Source organism: Azohydromonas lata NBRC 102462 (genome assembly GCF_001571085.1).
Lineage (GTDB): Bacteria > Pseudomonadota > Gammaproteobacteria > Burkholderiales > Burkholderiaceae_C > Azohydromonas > Azohydromonas lata.
The window spans coordinates 22,996-49,524 of record NZ_BCTC01000043.1; the positions used below are offsets into that span (position 1 = coordinate 22,996).

Here is a 26,529-nt window from a genome sequence, read left to right on the forward strand (position 1 = left end):
GATTGGAAAGGGGCTTCCCCATGGGAAATAAGCTGTATGTAGGCAACTTGGCCTACAGCGTCCGTGATGATTCGTTGCACGAGGCGTTCTCTCAATTCGGTGCTGTGACCTCCGCAAAGGTCATGATGGACCGTGAAACCGGCCGTTCGAAGGGCTTCGGCTTTGTCGAAATGGGCTCGGATGCCGAGGCGCAAGCCGCCATCAACGGCATGAATGGTCAAGCCCTGGAAGGCCGGGCGATCGTCGTCAATGAAGCCCGTCCGCGTGAAGAGCGCCCGGGTGGCTTCGGCGGCGGCGGTGGCCGTGGCGGCTTCGGCGGCGGCGGTGGCGGCAGCTACGGTGGTGGCGGCGGTGGCTACGGCGGCGGCGGCGGCGGTGGTGGCTACGGTGGCGGCGGCGGTAGCCGTGGCGGCTACGGCGGCGGTGGTGGCGGCGGTGGCCGCAGCCCCTACGGTGGCGGCGGCGGCGGTGGCCGTGGCGGCTACGGCGGCGGTGGCCGCGGTGGCTACGGTGGCGGCAGCAGCGGCTACTGATCCCGGTTGAATTGCAGGCCGGTCCTCTCTCGGATCGGCCTTCAGCCCAAGGGCGCTGGTGGAAACACCAGCGCCCTTTTGCTTTTCGCCATGCTGTTTCGTGCACGCCGACGGCAGGGCTGCGCCGTCCGCACAGGGTGCTGAAGGTTTGTGCGTGAAAGCGCTACTGCGCCCGCCGCGGCTTGCGCGGCCGGCCGGCGAAGAGGCGGTCGAACAGCGCGTTGGGCAGCAGCCGCAGCAGCTTGGCCACCAGCGCCATCGGCCAGGGAATGACACGGTAGCTGTCGCCCGCGTTGATGGCACGCCAGGCGCTGGCGGCAAAGGCCTCAGGCGTCATCAGAAACGGCATGGGGTAGGGATTGCCCTGCGTCAGCGGCGTGTCCACATAACCCGGGCTGACGGTGAGCACGCGCACGCCGTGCGGGCGGCACTCGCCACGCAAGCTTTCGCAGTACGCCACCGCCGCGGCCTTGCTGGCGCAGTAGGCACCGTGGCCGGGCAGCCCGCGTAGGGCCGCCACGCTGCCCATGCCCACCAGCGTGCCGGCACGGCGCTCGCGCATGGCGGCGATGAAGGGGTGAAATGTCGCCGCCAGGCCCAGCACGTTGATCTCCAAGGTGTCCTGCAGCACCTGCAGATCCTCAAAATCGGCGCTGTCCATGCCCACGCTGATGCCGGCGTTGGCGATGACCACGTCCGGCACCCCGTGCGCCGCGATGCAGGCGCGTCCCATCTCGGCCATGGCCCGCGTGTCGCGCACGTCCGTGCCATAGAGGGCGATACGCCCGCGCGCCTGCGGCAGGCTCTCGGCCCAGGCCCGCAACAGCTCCACGCGGCGGGCCACCAGGACGACCCGGTCACCCGCCTCCAGCGCATGCGCCGCCAGCGCCTGTCCAATGCCGCTGGAAGCCCCTGTGACGAGAACGAGCCGGCTCACGGACACACGGATGTTGGCTCTTCAGCGCCGGCGGGCCGGCGGGTCCAGCCGGGCGCGCATCGGTCCTGTGAGCTGCGCCAGGCCGCTGCGGTGGTCGTAGTCCACGCCGGCGGCGCGCATGTCATTGCTGCCCTGCAGGACCTGCACGGGCTGGTCGGTGACCACGCGCTTGGTCTCGGTAAAGAAGGTCAGCAGCTCGCTGCGGATTTCCAGCGGCGGCTGGCCGTCCAGCGCCTCGCGCACCACCACCGCGTTGCCCATGAGCTGCACCTGCGTGCCCTTGCCGTTGCTCAGGGCGCGGCGCGCCGTGGCACGCATCACGGTGCCGTCCTCGCCCAAGGAGCGGATGCGCACCTCGTCCACCTCGAACGTGTCGTTGTCCGGGTAGTGGCGCATCTGCGTGCCCTCGATCTGCACCTGCAGCGCCCCCTGCGGCGTGAAGCGCTGCGTTTTGAAGCCCTGCATGGTGTAGTCCGGCACGTGCCGAACGGCCGCTTCGCTGCCGGGCTCCGGTGCGTTGGGCGTGCTCTTGACCAGCCACCAGGTGGCCAGCGCCAGCAGCGCCATGAGCAGCAGCGGCAGGTAGCCCAGCACGCACTCGCGCAGGCGCAGCGGCCAGGGCATGCGCACGGCCGGGCGCGCCGGCGGCGTGGGAAGGCTCAGCGGATCGTCGTCCAGTGCCAGCACGTTCGGCGACCCTTCAGCGCGCGTCCAGCGTGGTGAGATGGCCGTCCAGCAGCGCCGCGTAGCGGCCGCTGGCCACCAGCAGCAGGTCGCAGAACTCCCGCGCCGCACCCTCGCCGCCGCGCGCGGCCGTGACGTGATGCGCCCGCGCGCGCGCCTCGGCATGGGCATTGGCCGGCGCGCAGGCAAAGCCCGCACGCGCCAGCAGCGGCAGGTCCGGCCAGTCGTCGCCCATGACGGCCAGCTCGTCCCAGCCCACGCCCAGGCCGTCGAGCAGTTGCTGCGCCACCGCCAGCTTGTCCTTGACGCCGTAGTGCGCGTGCTGCAGCCCCAGGTCGGCCACACGGCGGCGCACGGCCGCCGAGTCGCGCCCGGTGATGACCACCGGGACGATGCCGCCCTGCGCCAGCAGCTTGAGCCCCTGCCCGTCCAGCACGCTGAAGGCCTTGAACGTCTCGCCGGACTCGCCGATGTAGAGGCTGCCGTCGGTGAGCACGCCGTCCACGTCGAAGATGGCCACGCGCATGCCCAGCCCCGGGCCCTGGGCCTTGAGCAGCAGCTCAGGCGCGAAAGTGAGTGCGGGCTGCATCAGATGACCTTGGCCCGCATCAGATCGTTGCTGTTGAGCGCGCCGGCCAGGCGGCCGCCGGCGTCCACCACCAGCACGCTGGTGACGCGGTGCTGCTCCATCAGGTCGGCGGCTTCCACGGCCAGGGCGTCCTCGCGCACGCGCTTGGGATTCCCATGCATGACGTCGGCCGCGGTGAGCGCGCGCAGCTCGGCGCCGCGCTCTATGAGGCGGCGCAGGTCGCCGTCGGTGAAGATGCCCAGGATGCCGCCGTGCTCATCGGTCACGGCGGTGAAGCCCAGGCCCTTGCCCGTCATCTCGCGCAGCAGGGTGTTGAAGTCGGCCTGCGGCCCAACGCGCGGCACGGCGTCGCCGCTGCGCATGAGGTCGCTCACCAGGACGAGCAGCTTGCGGCCCAGCGCGCCGCCGGGGTGGGAGCGGGCGAAGTCCGCCTCCTTGAAGCCGCGCGCGTCCAGCAGCGCCACGGCCAGCGCGTCGCCGTAGGCCATTTGCGCCGTGGTGCTGGCCGTGGGGGCCAGGTTGAGCGGGCAGGCTTCGAGCTCCACGCCGCTGTCCAGCACCACGTCGGCAAAGCGCGCCAGCGTGGAGCCGGCCCGCCCGGTGAGCGCCACCAGCGGCACCAGCAGCCGCTTGAGCACGGGCAGGATGACGTTGAACTCGTCGCTCTCGCCGGAGTTGGAGATGGCCAGCACCACGTCGCTGGCCGTGACCATGCCCAAGTCGCCGTGGCTGGCCTCGGCCGGGTGGACGAACATGGCCGGCGTGCCGGTGGAGGCCAGGGTGGCGGCGATCTTGCGGCCCACGTGGCCACTCTTGCCCATGCCCATCACCACCACGCGGCCGCGGCAGTCCAGCATCAGGCGCGCGGCGCGGGCAAAGGCATCGTCGCGCTGCACGCGCTCCTTGAGCGCCAGCAGCGCGCGCGCCTCGATGTCGAAGGTCTGCGCGGCCAGGGCCAGCGCGCGTTGGTTGTCCAGGGCTTTCACTTGCGGGGGGTCCGATAGAGTGCGGGATTCTAGGTGGCAGGCCGCTTGTGCTTGCGCGCCGTGCCGCCGTCTCCCGTTGCTGTCCATGGCCTCCACTCTCGAAGTCGTCCTTCTCTATCTCGTCGCCGCCGTGCTCGGCGTGGTGCTGTGCCGCTCCATGAAGCTGCCGCCCATGCTGGGCTACCTGGCCGTGGGCGTGCTCATTGGGCCCAACGCCCTGGCCCTGGCCAAGGACAGCGCGGGCGTGAAGTACCTGGCCGAGTTCGGCGTGGTCTTCCTGATGTTCGCCATCGGCCTGGAATTCAACCTGCCCAAGCTGCGCAGCATGCGCACCCTGGTGTTCGGCCTGGGGATGTCGCAGGTGGTGCTGACCATGGTCGGCGCCGTGCTGGGCCATTTCCTGCTGCTGTTCGCCTTCTCGTTCACGGCGCAGGCCTGGGAGCTGTCGTGGCAAGGCGCGGTGGCGCTGGGCGGCGCCATCGCCATGTCCAGCACCGCCATCGTCGTGAAGCTCATGGCCGAGCGGCTGGAGCTGGAGAGCGAGCACGGGCGCCGGGTGCTGGGCATCCTGCTGTTCCAGGACTTGGCCGTGGTGCCGCTGCTGGTGCTCATCCCGGCGCTGGGCGACAGCGGCGGCGAGCTGTGGCGCTCGCTGGGCTTGGCGCTGCTCAAGGCGGCGGCGCTGCTTGGGCTGCTGCTGTCGGGCGGCCAGAAGCTCATGCGCTGGTGGCTCACGCTGGTGGCACGGCGCAAGAGCGAGGAGCTCTTCGTCCTGAACCTGCTGCTGGTGACGCTGGGCCTGGCCTGGCTCACCGAGCACGCCGGGCTGTCGCTGGCGCTGGGCGCCTTCGTGGCGGGCATGCTCATCGCCGAGACCGAATACAAGCACCAGGTGGAGACGGACATCCGCCCCTTCCACGACGTGCTGCTGGGCCTGTTCTTCATCACGATAGGCATGAAGCTCGACGGCCGCCCCATGCTCACCCAGTGGCCGCTGGTGCTGCTGCTGTCCACGCTGCCGCTGCTGGCCAAGTTCGTCCTGGTGGCGGGGCTGGCGCGCGTCTTCCGCGCACCGCCCGGCGTGGCGCTGCGCACGGGCCTGTACCTGGCGCAGGCGGGCGAGTTCGGCTTCGTGCTGCTGACGCTGAGCACGGAGCACGGGCTGATCGATCCCAAGTGGGTGAGCCCGGTGCTGGCCAGCATGGTGCTGTCCATGCTGGTGACGCCCTTCGTGATCATGCATGCCGACCGCATCGTGATGCGGCTCTCCGCCACGGACTGGATGATGCAGTCGGTGCAGCTGACCACCATCGCCAAGAAGTCCATGCGCAACGAGGCGCACGTGATCATCTGCGGCTACGGGCGCAGCGGGCAGACGCTGGCGCGGCTGCTGGAGGCCGAGCACATCCCCTACATGGCGCTGGACCTGGACCCCGACCGCGTGCGCCAGGCCGCGGCCGCCGGCCAGAGCGTGGTCTTTGGCGACGCGGCGCGGCTGCGCAGCCTCATGGCCGCGGGCCTGGCCCGCGCCAGCGCCGTGGTGGTGAGCTACCACGACACGCCCTCGGCGCTGCGGGTCTTGAGCCTCGTGCACGAGCACGCGCCGCACGTGCCGGTGGTGGTGCGCACGGTGGACGACAGCGACCTGGAAACGCTGCGCGCCGCCGGCGCCACCGAGGTGGTGCCGGAGTCGCTGGAAGGCTCCCTCATGCTGGCCAGCCACGCGCTGGCGCTGGTGGGCGTGCCCGTGCGCCGCGTCATCCGCCTCACGCGCGACGCGCGCGATGCGCGCTACGGCCTGCTGCGCGGCTTCTTCCACGGCGCCGACGACGACCAGACGCTGGAGGAGCGCCAGCAGGCGCGGCTGGCCACGGTCAACCTGCCCGCGGCCGCCGCCAGCCTGGACCAGACCCTGGGCGACCTGGCGCTGCACGCGCTGGGCGTGCGCACGCTCTCCATCCGCCGCGCCGCCGGCCAGGTGGTGCCCGCCAACGACGCCATCGTCCTGCACTCCGGCGACACGCTGGTGCTTTCCGGCATGCCGGAAGCCCTGGCCCTGGCCGAGGACAAGCTGCTGCGCGGCTGACGCGCACGGCCAGCCGCTCGCGCGCCCTGCGGGCGCCGGCCTTGCCGGTAGCCGCATCCGTTGCCGTCCCCAACAATGCCGCCCGCCATGCCCCCTGCCCCGGTTTTTCATCCCCGCCCCATGGAAGACGGCAGGCCCGTGCCGCTGCACCACCCCAGCGCGCCCACGCCGCTGGCCACCTGGCTGGACGCGCAGGCCATTGCCACCGCCGTCCCCGACGGCCCGCTGCCGGCGCTGCTCAACGGCGTGCCGCTGGCGCCCGCCACGGCACTGCCCACCGACGCGGCCGGCTGGGAAGCGCTGGCCGCCGCCTCGCCCGCCTTCGACGAGCCGCCCTACCCCGCCGTGTCCACCTTGCAAGCCGCCGCCGGCGTGGCCATTGAGGAAAGCGATGGCCGCCTCTGGCTGGTGGCGCCCAGCAACGCGTACGGCGGCTACGCCTGCACGCTGCCCAAGGGCCGCGTCGATCCGGGCTTGTCGCTGCGCGCCACGGCGGTGAAGGAGGCGCTGGAGGAAGCCGGGTTGCTGGTGCAACTCCACGGTTTCCTGGCCGATTGCCGCCGCACCCAGACGCTCACCCGCTACTACCTCGCCCGCCGCATCGCCGGCCACCCCGGCGCCATGTGCTGGGAATCCCAGGCCGTGCACCTGGTGCCGCGCGCGCGGCTGGACGACTTCCTCACCCACCCCAGCGACGCGCCGCTGCTGCAGCTGCTGGGATCGGCCGGCTGACCACCGGTCCGCCCCAGGCGGTGCCGCACCCAAATGAACAAGGCTGTGGACAGTCGCGTGGACAACTTTCGCTTGTCCACAAGCCCCATGGCATCGCCCCAAGTTGTTGTATCGGCGGCATGCGCCAAGGCGCTGTTCAACACACAGGCTTGTGCTCGCCGCAAGCGGTTGACAACTCAGGGAATAAACAGGTTATCCACAGAAAGGGGGGAGCCTCTACCACGACCACCAATTCAAATTTCATTCATCAGGAAAGAGAAATCAACGTTCCCTTCAAGCTCACCAGAACAAGGCAACTGCGCAAGACGAAAACCGCATGAATTCTCGTTTTACAGGGTATTGGAAGAACTAACCACCAACAAAAGGCTGTTGAGAACGTGTGAATTACTACTTTGAATGTGAATAATCCGTAGAAAATTCGGAGTTGGTTTCCGCCCTCAAGCTCAACTGGACACAAAAAAGCCCGCGCAAGGCGGGCCAGGAAAGCTCGTGAAGGATTTCACGGTGACGAGGCCGTTCGGCGCCCGGGCCAGGAGGCCCTGCCGTGGCGCCGCAGCCACGTCACTTGCCGATACAGAAGCGGCTGAAGATTTCGCCGAGTAAATCGTCGGCGGAGAAGGCGCCCGTGATCTCGCCCAACGCGTTGTGCGCCAGGCGCAGCTCCTCGGCGAAGAGGTCCAGCGGCGGTTGCGGCGAGTCGATGTGCGCCGCGGCGTACTCCAGGTGCTCGCGCGTGCGGCGCAGCGCCTGCACGTGGCGTGTGCGGGCGATGAAGACCCCTTCCGGGCTCGCGTGCCAGCCCGCGCGCTCCAGCAAGGCGGCGCGCAGGGCGTCCAGGCCCTGCCCGCTCTTGGCGCACAGGGCGAGGCTGCCGGCGGGCGCGCTGCCCAGGTCGGCCTTGTTGTAGACGTGCAGCACGCGCTCGGCGCCGGCTTGGGCGCTGTCCAGCCCCAGGCGCTGGGCGATCTGGGCCTCCGCCGCGTCGTAGTCCGCCTCGCCCAGGCGGGAGAGGTCGTGCAGGAAGATCACCGCGTCGGCCTCCTGGATGGCCTGCCAGCTGCGCTCTATGCCTATGCGCTCCACCTCGTCGGCGTGCTCCTCGCGCAGGCCGGCGGTGTCTATGACGTGCAGCGGCACGCCCTGGATCTGTATCGTCTCGCGCACCCGGTCGCGTGTGGTGCCCGCAATCGGCGTGACGATGGCCAGCTCCGCCCCCGCCAGCGCGTTGAGCAGGGAGCTCTTGCCCACGTTGGGCTGACCGGCCAGCACCACCTTGATGCCCTCGCGCAGCAGCGCACCCTGGCGCGCGCGGTCCAGCACGCCGTCCAGCGTGGCGGTGATGCGCGTGAGCTGCCCGCGCGCGTCGGCCTGCTGCAGGAAGTCGATCTCCTCCTCCGGGAAGTCCAGCGTCGCCTCCACCAGCATGCGCAGCTTTACAACCCGCTCGCGCAGCGTCTCGATCTCCACGGAGAAGGCGCCGCTCAGGGACCGGCCCGCCGAGCGCGCCGCGGCCTCGGTGCTGGCGTCTATGAGGTCGGCCACGGCCTCGGCCTGGGCCAGGTCCAGCTTGCCGTTGAGGAAGGCCCGCTCGGTGAACTCGCCCGGCTCGGCCAGGCGCAGCCGCGGCAGCAGGGCGCGGCCGTCGGCACCGGGCCCGGCGGCCACTTGCAGGCAGCGCGCCAGCAGCAGTTGCAGCAGCACGGGGCCGCCGTGCGCCTGCAGCTCCAGCACGTCCTCGCCGGTGTAGGACTGGGGGCCGGGGAAGAACAGGGCCAGGCCCTGGTCGATGGGCTGGCCGTCCTCGGCCAGGAAAGGGCCGTAGGCGGCGTGGCGCGGCTTCAGCGCGCGGCCGCAGAGCGTCTCGGCCAGGGGCGCGAGGCCGCGGCCGGAGACGCGGACGATGCCCACGGCGCCGCGCCCGGGCGCGGTGGCGATGGCGACGATGGGGTCCTGGTGGCGGGCAAGCATGGTTCGGATTGTGGAGCGCCAAAGAAAACGCCCCGCGGTGGGCGGGGCGTCGGAGTCAGGGCGTGAAGGCTGGAGGCCTTACTTGGTCACGCCCAATCGCTTGTTGATCACGTACTGCTGCGCGATGGACAGCAGGTTGTTGGTCAGCCAGTACAGCACCAGGCCGGCCGGGAAGGTGAAGAACATCACCGAGAACACCAGCGGCATGATCCACATCATCTTGGCCTGCGTGGGGTCCGGTGGCGTGGGGTTCAGCCAGGTCTGCAGCAGCGTGGAGGCCGTCATCAGCAGCGGCAGGATGTAGAACGGGTCCTTGGCCGAGAGGTCGGTGATCCAGCCCAGCCAGGGCGCGTTGCGCATCTCCACCGAGCTCAGCAGCACCCAGTACAGGGCGATGAAGAAGGGCATCTGGATGAAGATGGGCAGGCAGCCGCCCAGCGGGTTGACCTTCTCCTCGCGGTAGATGCGCATCATCTCGGTCTGCATCTTCTGCGGGTCGCTCTTGTAGCGCTCGCGCAGTTCCTGCACCCGCGGGTTGACCGCCTTCATCTTCGCCATCGACTTGTAGGCGTTGGCGTTGAGCCAGTAGAAGGCGATCTTGAGCAGGACGACCAGGGCGATGATGGACCAGCCCCAGTTCTTCAGCACGCTGTGCAGCTTGTCCAGCAGCCAGAACAGCGGCTTGGACAGGATGGCGAAGTAGCCGTAGTCCTTGACCAGCTCCAGGCCCGGGGCGATGGCTTCCAGGCGCTTTTCCTCCTGCGGGCCGGCGAAGAGCTGCGTGTCCTGGGCCTTGGTGGCGCCGGGGGCGACTTCGCCCAGCGGCAGCACCATGGCGATGGAGTACAGGTCCTCGGCGAGCTTGGCGCTGCGGAACTCGCGCGGCTGCGGCTGGTTCACCAGCCAGGCCGAGGCGTAGTAGTGCTGGACCATGGCGACCCAGCCGCTGTCGGCGCGCTTCTCGAAATCGGCCGTGCCCTTGGCGAGGTCCTTGAAGTCCACCTTCTGGTACTTCTTGGTGTCGGTGTAGACGGCCGGGCCGGTGAAGGTCGAGTAGAACGACGAGCCGCCGGGCAGCGCCTTGTTGTCGCGCACCAGTTGCAGGTAGAGCTGCGGCGCCACGGGAGCGGCGGAGCGGTTGATGACCTCGTGGCGCACGCCCACCGTGTACTCGCCGCGGCGGAAGGTGTAGGTCTTGACCAGCTGCACACCATTGACCTCGGCGGACTCGAAGCGAACCTGCAGCTCGTTGCCGTCCTTGAGCTCACGCGCGCCCGGGGCCACCGTCATGGGCGTGAGGTGGGTGGGCAGTGGCGCGCCGGTGGCCGAGACCAGGCCGGTCTGGGCCAGGTAGGTGCGCTCGGCGCTGCGGTCGAACAGGACGACGCGCTTGTTCGGGTCGTGGTCGTCCGCTTGCGTGAGCAGCTCCAGGCGCACGAGGTCGCCGCCCAAGCTGCTGAGCGTGGCCTTGACCACGTCGGTGGTGATGGTCACGTTCTCGGCCGCGGCCGGTGCGGCTGCGGCCGCCACCGGGGCGGCGCCCGGCGCGGCGGCCGTGGCCGTGGCGGCGGGTGCGGGCACGCTGGCCGGCGGGGCCGAGCCGGCGCCCGCGGCCGGGGCCGTGGCGGTGGTGCGCGGGCCGAAGAACGAGGGCTGGCCGTTGTGCTTGTTCCACGCGTCCCACAGGAGGACGAGCGACATCGTGAACACCACCCACAGCAGGGTGCGGCGTATATCGGTCATGGAGATTTCCGGGTCGGAAGGGAATCGGCGGACGACGGCATCGAGGCCGTCGCCGGCGTGCGCAGCAGCCGCGTGAACAGGCGCGGCGGCTGTGCCGGCACGGGGTCGTGGCCACCGGCGCACCAGGGGTGGCAGCGCAGGAGGCGGGCGGTGGTCATGTAGGCGCCGGCGGCGGCGCCGTGGCGCTCCAGCGCTTGCAGCGCGTAGGCCGAGCAGGTGGGCTCGAAGCGGCAGGCGCTGCCCAGCCAGGGGCTCAGCAGCAGCCGGTAGCCGCGCACCAGGCCGATGAGCAGTCGCTGCGGCAGTTGGGCGAGGGGCGCGGCCATGGCGTCTTGCTCAGGCGTGAAGGTGCGGCTGGCGGCTGCGGTGGGCGCGAAACGGCGGCGCGCGCCGTTCAGGGCCGGATGCGGCCCAGCAGTTGCTCCATCTCCGCGCGTACTTGGACGCGCAGCGCGTCGGAGGCTGCGGAGGGGAAGCGCTTGAGGTCTATGGGCGCGCGCAAGCGCAGCACCCACTGCCCCGGAGGCAGGTGCTGTTGATGGCGCCGCAGGGCTTCTCGCATCTGGCGCTTGATGAGGCTGCGCGTGACGGCACGGCGGGCGTGGCGCTTGGGCACCACCAGTCCCAGCCACCAGCCGGCAACCAAGTCATCCACAGGGGCCTTGGGCATGTCGCCCTGGGCTGTTGACAACTCGGCCGCCGCGGGTGCAGGGCCGGGGCGCTGGCGCAGATGGTGCACCGCGAAAAGCGGGCTGCGCGAGAGCTGCCGGGTCTGCAGCACGCGCTGGAAGTCGGCCGCGCTGGTGAGGCGGCCGATCACCGTGCGCTGGTCCGCGCTCAGACGGCCAGGCGCTTGCGGCCCTTGGCGCGGCGGGCGTTGATGACGGCGCGGCCGCCGCGGGTCTTCATGCGCACCAGGAAACCGTGGGTACGGGCGCGGCGGGTCTTGGAAGGCTGGTAGGTACGTTTCATGGCCATGGCGAAATCCTCGGCAGTGTTCTCGGGAAGGGGCCCGGGTCAGGGTCGCTCCCGGAAGCCCGTGCAGTTCTTGGAAAGTTCTGCACAAGGCGGCCGCGTCGCGACGGCGCGCAAGGGTATCGGCTGTTGCGGCCCGTGCCCGCACTGGACTTGGCCCAGGTTTGTCCTGGAGCAAGTGCGTGAAGCAGGAGTTAGTTCTCCGCCGCGCGGGCCCGGCGCAAAGGCTCGATGGGCTCGGGTGGACGCAAGGCCGCACCCGAAATCTCGCGCATCCGGGAAACCCGCGATTACAGCAGAAGCGAGGCGCACGGTCAACGTGGCGAGCAACATCCCCTGTTGACGACTTGAGCCGATCTGTGGATAACCACCGCCTCGCACCGCGGCGGACCCGTACAATCCCGCCGCTCATGAAAGAGTTTTCCACAATGAGCAACGACCTCTGGCAACAGGGCTGCGCGCGTCTTGCAGCCGAGTTGCCCGAACAGCAGTTCAACACCTGGATCCGTCCCCTGCCGCCGGCCGACGTGGCCGAGGAGGGGGATACGGCCGTGGTGAGCCTGCGCGTGCCCAACCGCTTCAAGCTCGACTGGATACGTTCGCAGTACGCCGCCCGCATCGAGCAGGTGCTCTCCGACGTGGCCGGCAAGTCCGTGCGCCTGGAGCTGACCCTGGCCGCCCGCCCCGCCGCCCCCATCGAGCGCCCTGCCCCGCGCAGCACCAGCACCGCCGACCTCTTCAACGGCACGCCGCACGCGCCCAGCACGCCCACCCCCGTGGCCGCCCCCGCGCGGCTCGCGCCGGCGCAAGGCGCGCTCAACCGCCTCAACCCGGCGCTGACGTTTGACACCCTCGTGCCCGGCCGCGCCAACCAGATGGCGCGCACCGCCGCGCTGCACGTGGCCGGCGCCCCCGGCCACATGTACAACCCGCTGTTCATCTACGGCGGCGTGGGACTGGGCAAGACGCACCTGATCCACGCCGTGGGCAACGCGCTGCTCAAGGACAACCCCGAGGCCCGCATCCTGTACCTGCACGCCGAGCAGTTCATCACCGACGTGGTGAAGAACTACCAGCGCAAGACCTTCGACGAGCTCAAGGCCAAGTACCACTCGCTGGACCTGCTGCTCATCGACGACGTGCAGTTCTTCGCCGGCAAGGAGCGCACGCAGGAGGAGTTCTTCAACGCCTTCGAGGCGCTGCTGGCCAAGCGCGCGCACATCATCATGACCAGCGACACCTACCCGAAAGGGCTGGTGGACATCGACGAGCGCCTCACCAGCCGCTTCGACGCCGGCCTGACGGTGGCCATCGAGCCGCCGGAGCTGGAGATGCGCGTGGCCATCCTCATGAAGAAGTCCGACGCCGAGGGCACCGCCATGCCCGAGGACGTGGCCTTCTTCATCGCCAAGAACGTGCGTGCCAACGTGCGCGAGCTCGAAGGCGCGCTGCGCAAGGTGCTGGCCTACTCGCGCTTCAGCCAGAAGGAAATCAACATCAACCTGGCGCGCGAGGCGTTGAAAGACCTGCTCTCCATCCAGAACCGCCAGATCGGCGTGGAGAACATCCAGAAGACGGTGGCCGACTTCTACAAGATCAAGGTCGCCGACATGTACTCCAAGAAGCGCCCGGCCAGCATCGCCCGCCCGCGCCAGATCGCCATGTACCTGGCCAAGGAAATGACGCAAAAGAGCCTGCCCGAGATCGGCGAGCTCTTCGGCGGCCGCGACCACACCACCGTGCTGCACGCCGTGCGCAAGATCGGCGGCGAGCGCCAGAAGAACACCGAGCTGAACCAGCAGCTCCACGTGCTGGAGCAGACGCTCAAGGGTTGAGGCGCCACGGTTGCAGCGGGCCGTTTTGCCCCCATCTGCAAACGCTTCGACAACTAACGCCGGGTGCTGCGCGGTGGGCCTGAAGCCGCTGCGCGCCGGGCGAAAATAACGGGATTTCCCAGTTCAAACGACAAAGAGGACGACATGATTGTTCTGAAGGCTCCCCAGGAACAACTGCTGGGGGCGCTGCAGGCGGTCTCCGGCATCGTGGAGCGTCGCCACACGTTGCCCATCCTCGCCAACGTGCTGCTGCGCAAGAACGGCGACGACATCGAGCTGACCACCAGCGACCTCGAAATCCAGGTCCGCACCAGCGCCACCTTGGGCGGCGACGCGGGCAGCTTTGCCACCACCGTGGGCGCGCGCAAGCTGATCGACATCCTGCGCACCCTGCCGGCCGACCAGATCGTCTCCCTGTCCGCCAGCCAGAACAAGCTCACGCTGCAAGGCGGCAAGAGCCGCTTCACGCTGCAGACGCTGCCGGCCGAGGACTTCCCGCTGGTGCAGGAAGCCGCCGACTACGGCCCGTCGTTTTCCGTGCCGCAGAAGACGCTGCGCGGGCTGATCGACCAGGTGCACTTCGCCATGGCGGTGCACGACATCCGCTACTACCTCAACGGCATCCTGTTCGTGGCCGAGGGCAAGAAGCTCACGCTGGTGGCCACCGACGGCCACCGCCTGGCGCTGGCCCAGGCCACGCTGGAAGAGGAAATTCCTAAGCAGGAAGTGATCCTCCCGCGCAAGACGGTGCTGGAGCTGATGCGGCTGCTCAAGGACGGCAAGGACGACGCCGCCATCGAGATGCGTTTCGCGGGCAACCAGGCCAAGTTCTCGTTCTCGGGCATGGAGTTCGTCACCAAGCTGGTCGAGGGCAAGTTCCCCGACTACAACCGCGTCATCCCCAAGAACCACCGCAACAGCGTGACGCTGGGCCGGGCTCCGCTGCTGGCCAGCCTGCAGCGCGCGGCCATCATGACCAGCGACAAGTTCAAGGGCGTGCGCGTGAACATCGAGCCGGGGCTGCTGCGCATCGCCTCCAGCAACGCCGAGCAGGAAGAGGCCAAGGAGGAGCTGGAAATCGACTACGGCGGCGACACCATCGAGATCGGCTTCAACGTGACGTACCTGATGGACGCGCTGGCGAACATGGACCAGGACATGGTCAAGGTCGAGCTGCAGGACGCCAACGCCAGCGCGCTGATCACGCTGCCCGACCGGGACGACTTCAAGTACGTCGTGATGCCCATGCGAATCTGAGGCGGCACACACCACCACAGCGGGCCCCGAGCCCGCTTCGGCATTTTTATGGGCCGGCGTGAGTGACGCGCCGCGCCTTGCGAAAGAAGCACATGAGCGACCAAAACACTCCCCAACCCCAGGGCGACGGCGGCTACGGCGAAGGCAGCATCCAGATCCTCGAAGGCCTGGAGGCGGTGCGCAAGCGCCCCGGCATGTACATCGGCGACACCTCCGACGGCACCGGCCTGCACCACCTGGTGTTCGAAGTCGTGGACAACTCCATCGACGAGGCGCTGGCCGGCTACTGCGACGACATCATCGTCACCATCCACTCCGACAACTCCATCAGCGTCATCGACAACGGCCGCGGCATCCCCACGGGCGTGAAGATGGACGACAAGCACGAGCCCAAGCGCTCGGCCGCGGAGATCGCGCTCACCGAGCTGCACGCCGGCGGCAAGTTCAACCAGAACAGCTACAAGGTCTCCGGCGGCCTGCACGGCGTGGGCGTGTCGTGCGTGAACGCGCTGTCCAAGTCGCTGCGCCTGACGGTGCGCCGCGACGGCAAGACGCACTTCCTGGAGTTCAAGAAGGGCGTGCCGCAGGACCGGCAGATCGAAGTGCGCGACGGCTTCGAGATCAGCCCCATGAAGATCATCGGCGAGACGGAGAAGCGCGGCACCGAGGTGCACTTCCTGCCCGACGACACCATCTTCAACAACGTCGACTTTCACTACGACGTGCTGGCCAAGCGGCTGCGCGAGCTCTCCTTCCTAAACAACGGCGTGAAGATCAAGCTCGTCGATGAGCGCAACGCCAAGGAAGACGACTTTGCCTACGCCGGCGGCGTGCGCGGCTTCGTGGAGTTCATCAACACCGGCAAGCGCACGCTGCACCCCAACGTCTTCCACGCCACCGGCGAGAAGATGAGCGACAACGCCACCAACATCGCCGTCGAGGTGGCGATGCAGTGGAACGAGGGCTACAGCGAGCAGGTCCTGTGCTTCACCAACAACATCCCGCAGCGCGACGGCGGCACGCACTTGACGGGCCTGCGCGCGGCGATGACGCGCGTGATCAACAAGTACATCGAGGACAACGAGCTGGCCAAGAAGGCCAAGGTCGAAATCTCGGGCGACGACATGCGCGAGGGCCTGGCCTGCGTCATCAGCGTCAAGGTGCCTGAGCCCAAGTTCTCCAGCCAGACCAAGGACAAGCTGGTCAGCTCCGAAGTGCGCGGCCCGGTGGAAGACATCGTGGCCAACAAGCTCAACGACTGGCTGCTGGAGAACCCCACCGACGCCAAGATCGTGTGCGGCAAGATCGTCGAAGCCGCCCGTGCCCGCGAAGCCGCGCGCAAGGCGCGCGAGATGACGCGCCGCAAGGGCGTGCTCGACGGCCTGGGCCTGCCCGGCAAGCTCGCGGACTGCCAGGAAAAAGACCCGGCGCTGTGCGAGATCTACATCGTGGAGGGCGACTCCGCCGGCGGCTCGGCCAAGCAGGGCCGGGACCGCAAGTTCCAGGCGATCCTGCCGCTGCGCGGCAAGATCCTGAACGTGGAGCGGGCGCGCTACGAGAAGCTGCTGTCCTCCAACGAGATCCTGACGCTGATCACGGCGCTGGGCACGGGCATTGGCAAGGGCATGGGCGGGGACGACTTCAACCCCGACAAGCTGCGCTACCACCGCATCATCATCATGACCGACGCGGACGTGGACGGCGCCCACATCCGCACGCTGCTGCTGACCTTCTTCTACCGGCAGATGCCGGACCTCGTGGAGCGCGGGCACATCTACATCGCGCAGCCGCCGCTCTACAAGGTCAAGCACGGCAAGCAGGAGCAGTACCTGAAGGACGCGGCCGAGCTGGACGTGTACCTGATGCGCGTGGCGCTGGACGGCGCGGCCATCACCCCGGGCGAAGGCCGCGAGCCCATCAGCGGCAGCGCGCTGGAGGAGCTGGCGCGCAGCTACGTGCAGGCCAGCAACGTGATCGAGCGCCTGTCCAACTGGATGGACGCCGAGGCCCTGCGCGCCATCGCCGACGGCCTGACGCTGGACCTGGACACCCCGGCCGCCGCCGAGGCCAGCGCCGCCGCCCTGAAGGCCGCGCTGCATGACGCCGAGGTGTCCGCCGAGGTGGACGAGCGCACCGACAAGCAGCAACTGCGCATCAGCCGCCGCCACCACGGCAACTTGAAGAGCAGCGTGATCACGCAGGACTTCGTCCACGGCGCCGACTACGAGGCGCTGAGCAAGGCGGGCGTGACCTTCAAGGGCCTGCTCTCCGGCGACGCCGTGGTCAAGCGCGGCGAGGGCGACCGTGCCAAGGAGCAGAAGGTGGCCGACTTCCGCGCCGCGATGGCCTGGCTGATGGGCCAGGCCGAAAACAGCGTGGGCCGCCAGCGCTACAAGGGCCTGGGCGAAATGAACCCCGAACAGCTCTGGGAAACCACCATGGACCCGACCGTGCGGCGCCTGCTGCGCGTGCAGATCGAGGACGCGATCGAGGCCGACCGCGTGTTCACGATGCTGATGGGGGACGAGGTGGAGCCGCGGCGGGACTTCATCGAGACCAACGCGCTGCGGGCGGCGAATATTGATGCTTGACGGTTGATATGAAACGGCTCCGAAAGGAGCCGTTTTTACATGGGTGTATTGGATAAGTGAAACGCAGTCTTCTTTCAAGTCTCACCAGCCGGGCTGCCGTTCAATCAGCCCTGAAGGAATTCACTGAAGTTGGACGTGAAGCCTTTTTGAGAAAATATGGGTTCAGGCCTGCGCGCGACTATTTCGTAGTTGATCCTGATACCGGGATCAAAGCGGATTCAAAAGCCATTGTGGGTGCAGCGTTCAAATACCTGCCGCCGGATTTTGAAGCGCTCAGGCCAGAGGATTTTTCCGGCGGAGATGCCACCATTGTTCCGCTGCTGACTTCCCTGGGATTTGTTGTCAAGCACATGGGCGCAGCCAACGCAGGCGAAGATTGGACCCGGTACGAAGTCGAATTGATCGTCGCCGATTATCTCTCCATGCTGACCTCGGAATTGACGGGGCAGCGCTACAACAAAACCGAGCACCGCAACGATCTGCTGAAACATCTGCCCGGCCGCTCCAAGGGCTCCGTCGAATTCAAGCATGCCAACATCAGCGCCGTGATGGTGGAGCTGGGCTTCCCCTATTTGAAAGGCTACAAGCCCCGTGTGAATTTCCAGCGCAAACTGCTGACGGAAATCGTGGCCGAGCAGGTGATACGCCACTGCATATTGGACCAAGCCGCGCTTTCAGCCGTCGAAATGCCGGCGCAGCCGGTGCCCGTCAAGGACTTCTCCAAAGTCCTCACCGCCGCGCCGAAAGCCGAGTTGGCTGCGAGGGAGGAAAAGGCTGAATACAAGCCGCGCCCGCCCATCAAGCGCGACTATCTGGAGCGCGAATCCCACAACCGCTCCTTGGGCCAGGCCGGCGAGGAATTCGCCCTGAATTTCGAGCGCTGGCGGCTGGTGCAGTTGGGCGTCGGCCAACTGGCGGAGAAAGTGGAGCATGTGTCGAAAACTCAGGGCGACGGCCTGGGCTACGACATTCTTTCGTTCGAAACGGATGGGTCCGAGAAATTCATCGAAGTGAAAACCACGGCCTTTGGCGAGCGCACGCCGTTTTTCGTGTCGGCCAATGAGTTGAAATTCGCGCGCAGCCGTCCGGATGAATTCAGGCTTTACCGCCTGTTTGATTTCAAGCAGGTGCCAAAGCTCTTTGAATTGGCCGGCCCCATCGAACGGCATTGTGCGCTCGATGCTTCCACGTATCGGGCCAGTTTCGGCTGATCAACAAGGTTCGCGCGCCGCTGCGTAAGAATTTATTCTGACTTCTGCACGCAAATCACGCGCATCACAAGAAAAGCACCAGCAAAGCATTGATGGCGACAATAAGAAAACAAGTGCCAAATACAATTTTCTCGCTTCTCTTCCTGGCCTGCTCCCAGTCACTGTTTGAGGGAGCTCCTTCATATGCGCTTCTCATAGAGGCCACCTTCGCGTCTATTGCATTGGTGCAGTGCAACATGAAAGTTGAGAGTCGTAAAGTAGTGGGGGTTTTTAGTTGAGATGGTTCAAGGGAAAAGATCATCTTGCCGCAACAAGTTACTATTTTGGAAATTAATTCATTACTTTGATATTGCTCGGATTCCACTGCGCACCACTTACTGAAAATGCTTCATGCCGGGAAAAATTCTCCATGCGTATTTCATGCATGAAGAAGCGGCGCGGCACCTTGCCATGTGCTCATGTGCTCCAGCAGTCCGTTGGATGTCTTGTGCTTACAAATTGATGCAATAAAGAGCGCAATTTGTTACATTCGCCGCTCCACGTCCAGGGAGAAGCGCATGGCGAAGCAATGGAGATCCGCCCCGGCCAGCGGCGGCATGGAGGGCTGCGGTGGCGGCTCGCGGCGCCTGAACGGCGATGCCGGCCGCCGGCAAGCCTTGATGGCCGGCAGCGGCACGGCCGTGGCCGGGGCCACGCTGGCCATCACCGCCAGCCAGCTTCAAGCCCTCTTCCCCAAGGCCCAGGCCAGCTACGTCCAGCAGGTCGCCGACGACCTCAACCCCCGCCTGGCTGCCTGCGGGCTCGACACGCCGCTGCGCCTGGCCCATTTCTTCGCCCAAATCCGCGAAGAGGCCGGCCCCTCCATGCAGGCCACCGTCGAAAACCTCAACTACTCGCCGGACGCGCTCAAGAGCCTCTTCAGCTACTACAAGCAGCACGCCGACGAGGCCGCCGCGGACGGCTATGCCAAGGACGCCAGCGGCAGGATCACCAAGGGCGCCAACCAGGAAGTCATCGCCAACAAGATCTACGCCAACCGCATCGGCAACGGCGACATTGCCAGCGGCGACGGCTGGAGGTTCCGCGGCCGCGGCTTCATCCAGGTCACCGGGCGCGACAACTACGACGCCATCGGCACCCAGTACGCCAAGGTCTACGGCTCGGCCGGCGCGGACTTCACGGCCAAGGCCGACGCCATGGCGCAGTTCCCGGACACCCTGCGCTCCGCGGTGTGCTTCTGGCTGCGCAACGGCCTGCCCAAGGTCGCCGACCAGGGCGACACCGACGCCGACGTGGACGCCGTCACCCGGGTGGTCAACCTCCACACCAACAGCTACGCTGCGCGCCGCGAAAATTTCAAGGTCGCCCGCAGTGTCTTCAAGTAATCCCCGGGGTTTGCCCCTCGCTCGCCGCGCCGCATGGGCAGCCGCGGTGGCCGCCACGGCCGCCGTGGCCGGCTGCGCCGCGCCGGTGGCCGTGTCCGCGGCGCCCGGTGCGCGCGCGTCGCTGTGCGAGGCCGGCGAGTCGGCCGTTTTCTCCTGCGGCGTGGGCGGCGGCAAGCTCGTTTCGCTGTGCGCCAGCGCCGACTTGAGCGAGCACGCCGGCACGCTCGCCTACCGCTTCGGCCGCCCCGGCCTGCTGGAGCTGGCCTTCCCCGAGACGCCTGCACATCCCAAGGCGCTGTTTCGCCGCGGCAGCATCGCCTCGGCCGGCGGCAGCGGCGACTTCGTGAGCTTCCACCGCGACGCCCACACCTACACGCTGTGGGCCGACGTGGGCCCAGGCGGCGAGCACGCCGGCGTGGCCGTGCTCCAGGAGGGGAGGGCCATCGCCAGCCTCGCCTGCCTCACCCCGGCGCTGGACCCGGACGAGAACTGGGCCCGCGTCTACAAGGCCCGCCTGCCGCGCGAGGACGAGCCCTTCACGCCGCCGCCATCACCGCCGCGCTGAAGCCGGGAAACGCCATGCGCATGAGGCGCGCAAGGCCGCCACGCCGCGGCAGGCCAGCCGCTGTAACCGGCTTGAAACCGGCATGAAACCGCGCTGTAACTCAGCCCGTAACTCTTCGCTCAACTGCCGCGTCCAGGGAACGTTCCCGGGCCGGCCAGCGGCTCCATGGCCCAGTGCAGATTTCACGTCCCCCGCGCCTTCCGCCGCCGGGCGTGGACGCTGTACGGGGCCCGGCGGCGCGGGCAGTGTCAAATCCGCCCCGCCGGGCCGGCGCGCATGCCGGGTCCGCATCACGCCAGAACGACAGGGGACTCCATGAAGAAGATCGCCATCGCCTGCCAGGGCGGGGGCTCGCACTGCGCCTTCACCGGCGGCGTGCTGGCCGCGCTGCTGCGCCGCGTGCAGGTGGACCACGCACAGCGCCTGGTGCTCGACGGCCACGAGATCGTGGGCCTGAGCGGCACGTCCGGCGGCGCCGTCAGCGCCTACCTGGCCTGGCTGGACCTGCTGCGCCTGCGCGAAGGCCAGCGCTTTGCCGACGACGAGCCCCTGGCCGTCGAGCGCTTCTGGAAGGACAACGCCGCGCAGCTCTTCGGCCGCTTCCCCTACGACCTGATCACGAACCTGACCATGGTCGGCATCGCCAGCATGGAAAGCGCCATGCCGGCCCTGGGCGCCACGCCCAACGCGGCCACGCGCGCCATCCAGGCGCACATGCGCTCGCAGATCGAGAAGGCCGCCGGCGACCTGGGCTTCCTGCAGGGCGAGGCCGGGTCCGCGGGCGGGCTGCACCCGGCGCGGCTCAAGGGCCTGCACAAGGCACCGGGCAATTTTCCATTGCTGCTCATTGGGGCGGCCAACGTGAACCAGGGCGTGTTCGAGCCTTTCATCGGCACGCCGGAACATCCGCCGCTGCTGGACCAGGTGGTGGCCTCCACGGCGCTGCCGGACGTGTTCCCCTCCGTGGGCATCGCCACGCCCATGAAGGCCCCGCGCCACGCCCAGGGCACGGCGCCGGACGAGGGCGAGGAGCCGCCCACGGCGTACTACTGGGACGGGCTGCTGTCGCAAAACCCGCCCCTGAGCGACTTCCTGGGCTTCCAGGACCGCGAGGCCAAGGCCGACGAGATCTGGATCGTGCGCATCAACCCCGTGGTGCGGCGCAACGGCGCGGGCCGCGTGGCCATCGAGCCGCCCTCGCGCGCCACCGAGATCGCCGACCGCCGCAACGAGCTGGCCGGCAACCTCTCGCTGGAGCAGGAAAAGCGCTTCATCCGCCGCGTCAACGCCATGCACGACGGCGGCGCGCTCTCGGAGCAGGGGCGCCGGCGCTACAAGAAGGTGGCGCTGTGGGGCATCTCGCTGGACGGCTGGTCCGACGTGCCGGAGCACCCGGCCGCGCCGGACGGCGGCTGGCGCGAGGTCAAGTACAAGACGCCGCGCGTGCACACCCAGGTGCTGGACTACGCCACCAAGCTGCTGCGCAGCCCCGCCTTCCTCATCGAGCTCGACGCGCTTGGGCGCGAGGCGGCGCTGGAATTCCTGGAGCACCGCAAGGCGGTGGGGTAAGCGGGTAGGGCGGTTGGAAGGTGGACTGAGGCAGCGAGGCAGGGCAGTCGGTGGGCAAGGCATCTGGGCGCCAGCCGTAAGCTGCCCAGCCACGCTGACTACTTCGCATCCCAGCGCAGGCCGGCGCTCTGCCCTGCCGCCTTTTGCATCCCGTGAGCCCAGGCGCTTCGCACCCCACTTCGTCATCCCCGCGAAGGCGGGGACCCAGGCGGTCCCCAAGTCGGCCGCCAGTGCATGAGCCGGCGTCACAAGGCCCAAACCGCGGCTTGCCTGCGTTGCCCCTTCGCTGCGGCGTGGGGCCGCCTGGATTCCCGCCTTCGCGGGAATGACGAAGCAAAGAGCGAAGCGCCCGGGCTCTCGGGATGCCACAGCCAACCGGGCCGCATCCTCTCTACGCCGTCATGCCCGCGAAAGCGGGCATCCACGAGCGCAGAGGTAGGACCTTCGAACTGCGTTGCCCCGGGCCAGTGCCTGCACGCCAGCACCGCGGCAGGCGTGGATACCCGCTTTCGCGGGTATGGCGGATGAGGGTGCGAAACGCTCTTGCCACAGGGCTGACGGGGCGTCACCACTTTCCCCGAACAGCAGTGCGCGAAAGCCGGCATGACGGGTCTGGGTGCGGGGCGCCCTGCGTCACTTCACCAGCGGCCGCACCGAAGTGAACCCGCCGTCCACCGCGATCACCTGCCCCGTCACCCGCCCGGCGCCGGGCGAGAGCAGCCAGCAGATGGCGTCGGCCACCTCTTGCGGCCGCTGCACGCCGCCCAGCGGGTACTGGCGCGCCGCGCCCTCGCGCAGGGCGGGGACGCTGAGCATGCCGGCCGTCATGGGCGTGGCCGTCATGCCCGGGGCCACGGCGTTGATGCGCAGGCCCTGCGGGGCGTAGGTCGCCGCGGCGCCGCGCACCAGCGCCTCCACGCCGCCCTTGGCCGCGGCAATCGCCTCGTGGTTGGCCACGCCCACGCGCGCCACCACGCTGGACACCAGCACGGCCGCGCCCGGCCGCCCCGCGCCGCGCAGCGGCTCTATCCACGCCTGCAGCATGAACAGGGCGCTCTCCAGGTTCACCCGCAGCAGCTCGCGCACCTGCTCGGCCGGGCTGCGGTGCAGCGGCGCGATCAGCGTGCTGCCCACGCAGTGCGCCAGCAGCGTGGGCGCACCGCCCAAGGTGCTCCAGCACTCGGCCACCGCGGCGGCGGCGCCTTCCGGCGTGGTGGTGTCGGCGGCGATGTGGGCGTGCGCCTCCACCTCCGCCAGCCCCGCCGCGTCGCGGCCCACCGCCGCCACGCGGTGGCCCTGCGCGCGCAACTGCGCCACCACCGCGCGCCCTATGCCGCCGCGCGCACCCGTCACCAGCGCCACCTGCGGTGCGCCGTCAGCCACCCATGCGTCCTTGCTCAGTTCCATCGCTTGCCTCCGTGGGGTCCGGTTCGAGTTGTCGCGGCACGGCGTCGCCGCAGCGTGGCGATGGCCTCGCGCTGCACCGCGTCCAGCCGCGCCGGGTTGCGCAACGACAGCGCCATGCGCGCGTTGCCGCTGCCCGTGGCGCGACAGGAAATCCCAGTACAGGGTGGCGAAGGGGCAAACCGCGTCCCTGGTGGCCTGCGCGGGGCGGACGCGGCTTGCGCTGCGCTCACCGCCCGCACCCCCACAGGCGGACACCCATGCCGGCTGGGCCGTCGGCCTCGCAACCCCTGTCCATCTTCGATGCACCGGCGAAGCGTCCAGGCGGAGGCGCATGGGTGTCCGCCTGTGCGGGCGCGGCGCCGTGAGCGCGCGGCCGCGGCAGGGCGGGCCCTGGTGCTCTGGAGGCCGGTGCAGGGCCCAAGGTTCCGCCGTCACGGCAGGCGGCGCGCCCACGGCGCGGGCCCTGAGCCCGCAGGGCCCCGGGGCGGCGCTCAGCCGCCATGGCCGGCGGCTTGCGGCGCGGCGCGCCGGCGGCGGCAGCGCTCGGAGCAGTGGCGCACCTCGTCCCAGCAGCGGGCCCAGGCGCGGCGCCAGCTCATCTCGCGCCCGCAGGTGGCGCAGGCCTTGCGCGGCAGCGCCTGCTTGTGGCCCTTGAACCCTGGGCGCGCGTCCATGGCTGTTTCAGGCCGCCGGGTCCGGGACGATGGCCGCCGCCAGCGCCCGCCCCGAGAGCCACGCCCCTTCCACCCCCGCGCCGCTGAAGAAGTCGCCGCACACCCCCAAGCCCAGTGCCGGGTCCCACCAGCAGGGCTGGTGGGCGGACGCCGTGCGCGGCGCCAGCGCGTAGCGCCAGCGGTGCACGGCCACGTGGGTCCACCGCACGCTGCGGCCCAGGGCGCGCTCCAGCGCCGCGTGCAGTTGCGCCTGCACCGCGTCGGCGGGGCTTTCCAAGAAGGTGGCGGTCCAGGCCGCGGTGGCGTGCACCACCCAGCGGTTGAGGCCGTCGCTGTCCGCCGCCCGGCCGGGCTTGGACGCGTTGCGCACCACCCAGGCCAGCGGGCCGCGCTCGGGCCAGGCGGCGTCCCAGGCCGGGGCGGGTCCGGCCTCGGCGCCCAGGAGCGTCCAGCAGGGCTGCATGGGCACGGCGCGGGCGTGGCGGGCCCAGTCGTCGCGGTGCGGGGCCAGCAGCGCGGCGGCTTGGGCCGGGGGCATGGCCAGCACCACGGCGTCGAACACGCCGTCGCCCAGCAGCTCGCCCTGGGCCAGCAGCCGCCAGCCGCCGTCGCCGGACCGCGCGATCTCGTCCACGGCGCGGCTGCGCGACAGCGGCAGCTCGCCGGCCAGGCGGCGGCACAGCGCGGGCATGTCCGGCGTGGCCACCCAGAGGGCGAGGCCGTCGAGGCTCCTGTGGCTGCCGGGCGCCATGACGGGCTCCCAGCGCGCCAGGACGCCCTCCCTGGCGGCCTCATCGATGAAGGCCTGGAATGCCGCGGAGCGCGCGCTGAAGGCCGGCGCGCCGTGGTCGAAGGCGGCGCGGTGCACGGCGCCGTCGGCGTCTATCCACTCGGCGCGGCGCGTGGCCATGCGTCCGCCCAAGCCGCGCGACTTGTCGAAGAGAAACACCGCGCAGCCGGCGTCCGCCAGGCGGCGCGCGCATGTGGTGCCGGCCAGGCCGGCGCCGACCACCGCCACGCGCGGAGGACGGCCGGAAATGAGCTCGGAGGAAGACATGGGAGTACTCTACTCAGGCTGACTTCAATAGTGATTCACATGCTGCAATGGCTGACACTGCAGCGCACATAATCCGATTCAACATTGACTCACCCGGAAAGGACGGCCATGGCGAAGGAGCAGGCGGGCGCGGCGGACGCGATGGACCTGGGCGACGGCGGCGACGACGCCGTTCCCCGCTACCGCAGCGGCGCGGTGGCGCGCATGTTGCGCATGCCGGTGGCGACGCTGCGCATCTGGGAGCGCCGCTACCGCGTGGCCGCGCCGGCGACTTCGCCCACCGGGCACAGGCTTTATTCGGCGTCGGACGTGAAGCGCCTGGCCCTGCTGCGCCAGCTCACCGCGCTGGGCCACGCCATCGGCTCGCTGGCGCCGCTGGACCTGCAGGCGCTGCGCCAGGTGGCCTCCACGCACGCGGGCGTGCTGGCCGCGCCGCGGCGGGCGGCCATGGCGATGGATGCAATACCGATTCAAGCTTCGCTCCTGAACAGTGAATCGGTTGAATCGGATTCAAGCGTTTCAGAGGGCGGCGAATCCGATTCAAGCCCTGCCGCACCGGTCCCGGCGCAGGACGCGACGCGTGGCGCGCGGCGCGGGCGCCGGCCGGCCACGGCGACGTTGCCCGCTGCGCCGTCGCCCGCCTCCGTGCCGCCACCCGTGGCGGTCGTGGACAAGGCGCAGGCGACACCGGTTGCGGCGGCGGGTGCTGCGGCGGGTGCACGGGCCGGCGTGGCGCAGGGTGGCGGCGCCCTCGCGCCACAAGCCGCGCCGCCGGGCGATGCGGTGAAGGCGCCGGCCGCGCCCGTGGGCGCGTGGCGGGTGATCGTGGTGGGCTCCATGCTGGCGCGGCGGCTGGAGCGGCCGCTGTTGCGCGACCGCTTGGGCCGCCGTCCGTTGCCGGTGCAGGTGTTCGAGACGCTGGACGAGGCCATGGCCGCGCTGGAGGCCGGCGGCGTGCCGGCGGCCGAGGCCGTCCTGCTGCAGTGCGCGACGCTGCGCGCGGCCGAGCTGCCGCGGCTGCAGGCGCTGGCGCAAGGCAGCGGCGCGCGGCGCGTGCACGTGCTCTACGGCTTTGCGACCTCGGCGCTGAGCGCGGCGTTCGAGTCGGCGGGCTTGCTGCTGCTGCGCTCGCCGCAGGACGACCGCTCGCTGGCGGCCTGGCTGCAGGCCTCGTGCAGCCCGCTGCCGCTGCCGCTGGTGGTGTCGCCGCGGCGCTGGGACGACGCGGCGCTGGCCGACTTCGCGGGGCTATCCAGCACCATCGCCTGCGAGTGCCCGCGCCACGTGGCCGAGTTGCTGATGCAGCTCTCCAGCTTCGAGGCCTACAGCGCCGAGTGCGCCCACCGCGACCCGGCCGACGCCGCGCTGCACGCCTACTTGGGCCAGGTCGCCGGCACCGCGCGCGCGCTGTTCGAGCAGGCGCTGGAGCGGCTGGCGGTGCAGGAGGGGCTGATGCTGCCGGGGGAGGGGGTGTGACGACGGCGAGCGGAAGGTGAAGGACAAGCCCCAGCCTGGAACGACTGCCGGCGCGACGTGTAAGGCGCAGCCGCCCGCAGCCGCCCGCAGCCCGCAGCCCGCAGCCCGCAGCCCGCAGCCCGCAGCCCGCAAGTGGATCGGTTGCGCCTGCTACTTCGTGATGCCCGCGCCGGCGCACTGGTGTCCGGAGAAAGTCGGCTGTCGTTGGCATCCGTCCGGAGAAAGTCGGCCGTCGTTGGCATCCCGTGAGCCCAGGCGCTTCGCACCCC

Annotated in this window: 23 protein-coding genes; 11 read left to right on the forward strand and 12 right to left on the reverse strand. The window is 69.4% G+C overall.

Features of this window, described 5'->3' with window-relative positions; all coding sequences use genetic code 11:
* Positions 1–20 precede the first annotated feature (20 nt).
* Positions 21–533 carry an RNA-binding regulator gene (gene rbp / locus ALA01S_RS15945; RefSeq protein WP_066338018.1) on the forward strand — a complete coding sequence of 171 codons (513 nt, stop codon included), beginning with the start codon at positions 21–23 and terminating at the stop codon, positions 531–533.
* 163 nt (positions 534–696) lie between these two features.
* Here rbp and ALA01S_RS15950 read toward each other — a convergent pair whose 3' ends face one another.
* Genes ALA01S_RS15950 through ALA01S_RS15965 form a run of 4 tightly spaced genes read right to left on the reverse strand, consistent with a single transcriptional unit; the run spans position 697 to position 3,729 of the window.
* Positions 697–1,470, reverse strand: a complete 774-nt coding sequence (locus ALA01S_RS15950) for an SDR family oxidoreductase (RefSeq protein WP_066338046.1) — start codon at positions 1,468–1,470, stop codon at positions 697–699.
* A 21-nt stretch (positions 1,471–1,491) separates the two neighbouring features.
* On the reverse strand, positions 1,492–2,157 hold the full coding sequence (gene lptC, locus ALA01S_RS15955; protein WP_238455826.1) for an LPS export ABC transporter periplasmic protein LptC: 666 nt from the start codon (positions 2,155–2,157) through the stop codon (positions 1,492–1,494).
* Positions 2,158–2,170: 13 nt separating this feature from the next.
* The gene (locus tag ALA01S_RS15960; protein ID WP_066338019.1) at positions 2,171–2,743 is read right to left on the reverse strand and encodes a KdsC family phosphatase; all 573 of its coding nucleotides are present in this window, start codon (positions 2,741–2,743) and stop codon (positions 2,171–2,173) included.
* Positions 2,743–3,729 (reverse strand): KpsF/GutQ family sugar-phosphate isomerase, encoded by a 987-nt coding sequence (locus ALA01S_RS15965; protein ID WP_066338020.1) that lies wholly within the window; start codon positions 3,727–3,729, stop codon positions 2,743–2,745. The genes ALA01S_RS15960 and ALA01S_RS15965 overlap by 1 nt, the downstream gene beginning before the upstream one ends.
* A gap of 85 nt (positions 3,730–3,814) precedes the next feature.
* On the opposite strand from ALA01S_RS15965, the gene ALA01S_RS15970 reads away from it, so the two are divergent.
* Together ALA01S_RS15970 and ALA01S_RS15975 are read left to right on the forward strand one after the other, a co-directional pair.
* Positions 3,815–5,815, forward strand: a complete 2,001-nt coding sequence (locus ALA01S_RS15970; protein WP_066338049.1) for a cation:proton antiporter domain-containing protein — start codon at positions 3,815–3,817, stop codon at positions 5,813–5,815.
* 120 nt (positions 5,816–5,935) lie between these two features.
* Complete coding sequence (locus ALA01S_RS15975) at positions 5,936–6,547, forward strand: NUDIX hydrolase (RefSeq protein ID WP_238455827.1); 612 nt, start codon at positions 5,936–5,938, stop codon at positions 6,545–6,547.
* Between the two features lie 561 nt (positions 6,548–7,108).
* On the opposite strand, the gene mnmE is transcribed toward ALA01S_RS15975, so the two are convergent.
* The 5 genes from mnmE to rpmH form a co-directional block, all read right to left on the reverse strand.
* Positions 7,109–8,515 (reverse strand): tRNA uridine-5-carboxymethylaminomethyl(34) synthesis GTPase MnmE, encoded by a 1,407-nt coding sequence (gene mnmE / locus ALA01S_RS15980; protein ID WP_066338022.1) that lies wholly within the window; start codon positions 8,513–8,515, stop codon positions 7,109–7,111.
* Positions 8,516–8,593: 78 nt separating this feature from the next.
* Positions 8,594–10,258, reverse strand: coding sequence for a membrane protein insertase YidC (gene yidC, locus ALA01S_RS15985; protein WP_066338023.1), 1,665 nt, complete (start codon positions 10,256–10,258; stop codon positions 8,594–8,596).
* On the reverse strand, positions 10,255–10,584 hold the full coding sequence (gene yidD / locus ALA01S_RS15990; protein ID WP_084267622.1) for a membrane protein insertion efficiency factor YidD: 330 nt from the start codon (positions 10,582–10,584) through the stop codon (positions 10,255–10,257). The genes yidC and yidD overlap by 4 nt, the downstream gene beginning before the upstream one ends.
* A gap of 68 nt (positions 10,585–10,652) precedes the next feature.
* A complete protein-coding gene (gene rnpA, locus ALA01S_RS15995) occupies positions 10,653–11,078 on the reverse strand; it encodes a ribonuclease P protein component (protein ID WP_238455828.1) in 426 nt (141 codons plus the stop codon).
* Between the two features lie 17 nt (positions 11,079–11,095).
* Positions 11,096–11,230, reverse strand: a complete 135-nt coding sequence (gene rpmH, locus ALA01S_RS16000; RefSeq protein WP_005798102.1) for a 50S ribosomal protein L34 — start codon at positions 11,228–11,230, stop codon at positions 11,096–11,098.
* Positions 11,231–11,661: 431 nt separating this feature from the next.
* Here rpmH and dnaA point away from each other — a divergent pair, with 431 nt between their 5' ends.
* The 7 genes from dnaA (at position 11,662) to ALA01S_RS16035 (ending at position 21,646) form a co-directional block, all read left to right on the forward strand.
* Complete coding sequence (dnaA, locus tag ALA01S_RS16005) at positions 11,662–13,068, forward strand: chromosomal replication initiator protein DnaA (protein WP_066338028.1); 1,407 nt, start codon at positions 11,662–11,664, stop codon at positions 13,066–13,068.
* Positions 13,069–13,212: 144 nt separating this feature from the next.
* Positions 13,213–14,325, forward strand: coding sequence for a DNA polymerase III subunit beta (gene dnaN, locus ALA01S_RS16010; RefSeq protein WP_066338029.1), 1,113 nt, complete (start codon positions 13,213–13,215; stop codon positions 14,323–14,325).
* Positions 14,326–14,417: 92 nt separating this feature from the next.
* Entirely contained in the window at positions 14,418–16,916 is a 2,499-nt protein-coding gene (gyrB, locus tag ALA01S_RS16015; RefSeq protein WP_066338030.1) for a DNA topoisomerase (ATP-hydrolyzing) subunit B, read from the forward strand.
* Between the two features lie 56 nt (positions 16,917–16,972).
* Positions 16,973–18,127 carry a protein NO VEIN domain-containing protein gene (locus ALA01S_RS16020; RefSeq protein WP_238455829.1) on the forward strand — a complete coding sequence of 385 codons (1,155 nt, stop codon included), beginning with the start codon at positions 16,973–16,975 and terminating at the stop codon, positions 18,125–18,127.
* 557 nt (positions 18,128–18,684) lie between these two features.
* Entirely contained in the window at positions 18,685–19,512 is an 828-nt protein-coding gene (locus tag ALA01S_RS16025) for a glycoside hydrolase family 19 protein (RefSeq protein ID WP_157119042.1), read from the forward strand.
* 46 nt (positions 19,513–19,558) lie between these two features.
* Positions 19,559–20,077 carry a hypothetical protein gene (locus tag ALA01S_RS16030; RefSeq protein ID WP_066338034.1) on the forward strand — a complete coding sequence of 173 codons (519 nt, stop codon included), beginning with the start codon at positions 19,559–19,561 and terminating at the stop codon, positions 20,075–20,077.
* Positions 20,078–20,392: 315 nt separating this feature from the next.
* Positions 20,393–21,646 (forward strand): patatin-like phospholipase family protein, encoded by a 1,254-nt coding sequence (locus ALA01S_RS16035; protein ID WP_066338036.1) that lies wholly within the window; start codon positions 20,393–20,395, stop codon positions 21,644–21,646.
* Positions 21,647–22,279: 633 nt separating this feature from the next.
* Here the strand turns inward: ALA01S_RS16035 and ALA01S_RS16040 are convergent.
* The 3 genes from ALA01S_RS16040 to ALA01S_RS16050 all read right to left on the reverse strand — a co-directional run bounded on the left by ALA01S_RS16040 (position 22,280) and on the right by ALA01S_RS16050 (position 24,784).
* A complete protein-coding gene (locus ALA01S_RS16040) occupies positions 22,280–23,053 on the reverse strand; it encodes an SDR family NAD(P)-dependent oxidoreductase (protein ID WP_066338038.1) in 774 nt (257 codons plus the stop codon).
* Positions 23,054–23,544: 491 nt separating this feature from the next.
* Entirely contained in the window at positions 23,545–23,727 is a 183-nt protein-coding gene (locus tag ALA01S_RS16045; RefSeq protein ID WP_066338039.1) for a DUF2256 domain-containing protein, read from the reverse strand.
* Positions 23,728–23,734: 7 nt separating this feature from the next.
* Complete coding sequence (locus ALA01S_RS16050) at positions 23,735–24,784, reverse strand: NAD(P)/FAD-dependent oxidoreductase (protein WP_066338040.1); 1,050 nt, start codon at positions 24,782–24,784, stop codon at positions 23,735–23,737.
* Between the two features lie 108 nt (positions 24,785–24,892).
* Here ALA01S_RS16050 and ALA01S_RS35470 point away from each other — a divergent pair, with 108 nt between their 5' ends.
* The gene (locus tag ALA01S_RS35470) at positions 24,893–26,260 is read left to right on the forward strand and encodes a MerR family transcriptional regulator (RefSeq protein ID WP_066338041.1); all 1,368 of its coding nucleotides are present in this window, start codon (positions 24,893–24,895) and stop codon (positions 26,258–26,260) included.
* Positions 26,261–26,529: the final 269 nt, after the last annotated feature.

Bases quoted from the DNA above. Each gene is read 5' to 3' on its own strand.
- dnaN (WP_066338029.1), top strand. From the start codon at position 13,213: ATGATTGTTCTGAAGGCTCCCCAGGAACAACTGCTGGGGGCGCTGCAG.
- ALA01S_RS15970 (WP_066338049.1), top strand. From the start codon at position 3,815: ATGGCCTCCACTCTCGAAGTCGTCCTTCTCTATCTCGTCGCCGCCGTG.
- yidC (WP_066338023.1), bottom strand. From the start codon at position 10,258: ATGACCGATATACGCCGCACCCTGCTGTGGGTGGTGTTCACGATGTCG.
- dnaA (WP_066338028.1), top strand. From the start codon at position 11,662: ATGAGCAACGACCTCTGGCAACAGGGCTGCGCGCGTCTTGCAGCCGAG.
- ALA01S_RS16050 (WP_066338040.1), bottom strand. From the start codon at position 24,784: ATGTCTTCCTCCGAGCTCATTTCCGGCCGTCCTCCGCGCGTGGCGGTG.
- ALA01S_RS15975 (WP_238455827.1), top strand. From the start codon at position 5,936: ATGGAAGACGGCAGGCCCGTGCCGCTGCACCACCCCAGCGCGCCCACG.
- rpmH (WP_005798102.1), bottom strand. From the start codon at position 11,230: ATGAAACGTACCTACCAGCCTTCCAAGACCCGCCGCGCCCGTACCCAC.
- yidD (WP_084267622.1), bottom strand. From the start codon at position 10,584: ATGGCCGCGCCCCTCGCCCAACTGCCGCAGCGACTGCTCATCGGCCTG.
- ALA01S_RS16035 (WP_066338036.1), top strand. From the start codon at position 20,393: ATGAAGAAGATCGCCATCGCCTGCCAGGGCGGGGGCTCGCACTGCGCC.
- ALA01S_RS16040 (WP_066338038.1), bottom strand. From the start codon at position 23,053: ATGGAACTGAGCAAGGACGCATGGGTGGCTGACGGCGCACCGCAGGTG.
- ALA01S_RS16025 (WP_157119042.1), top strand. From the start codon at position 18,685: ATGGCGAAGCAATGGAGATCCGCCCCGGCCAGCGGCGGCATGGAGGGC.
- rbp (WP_066338018.1), top strand. From the start codon at position 21: ATGGGAAATAAGCTGTATGTAGGCAACTTGGCCTACAGCGTCCGTGAT.
- mnmE (WP_066338022.1), bottom strand. From the start codon at position 8,515: ATGCTTGCCCGCCACCAGGACCCCATCGTCGCCATCGCCACCGCGCCC.
- gyrB (WP_066338030.1), top strand. From the start codon at position 14,418: ATGAGCGACCAAAACACTCCCCAACCCCAGGGCGACGGCGGCTACGGC.
- ALA01S_RS16045 (WP_066338039.1), bottom strand. From the start codon at position 23,727: ATGGACGCGCGCCCAGGGTTCAAGGGCCACAAGCAGGCGCTGCCGCGC.
- ALA01S_RS35470 (WP_066338041.1), top strand. From the start codon at position 24,893: ATGGCGAAGGAGCAGGCGGGCGCGGCGGACGCGATGGACCTGGGCGAC.
- ALA01S_RS15960 (WP_066338019.1), bottom strand. From the start codon at position 2,743: ATGCAGCCCGCACTCACTTTCGCGCCTGAGCTGCTGCTCAAGGCCCAG.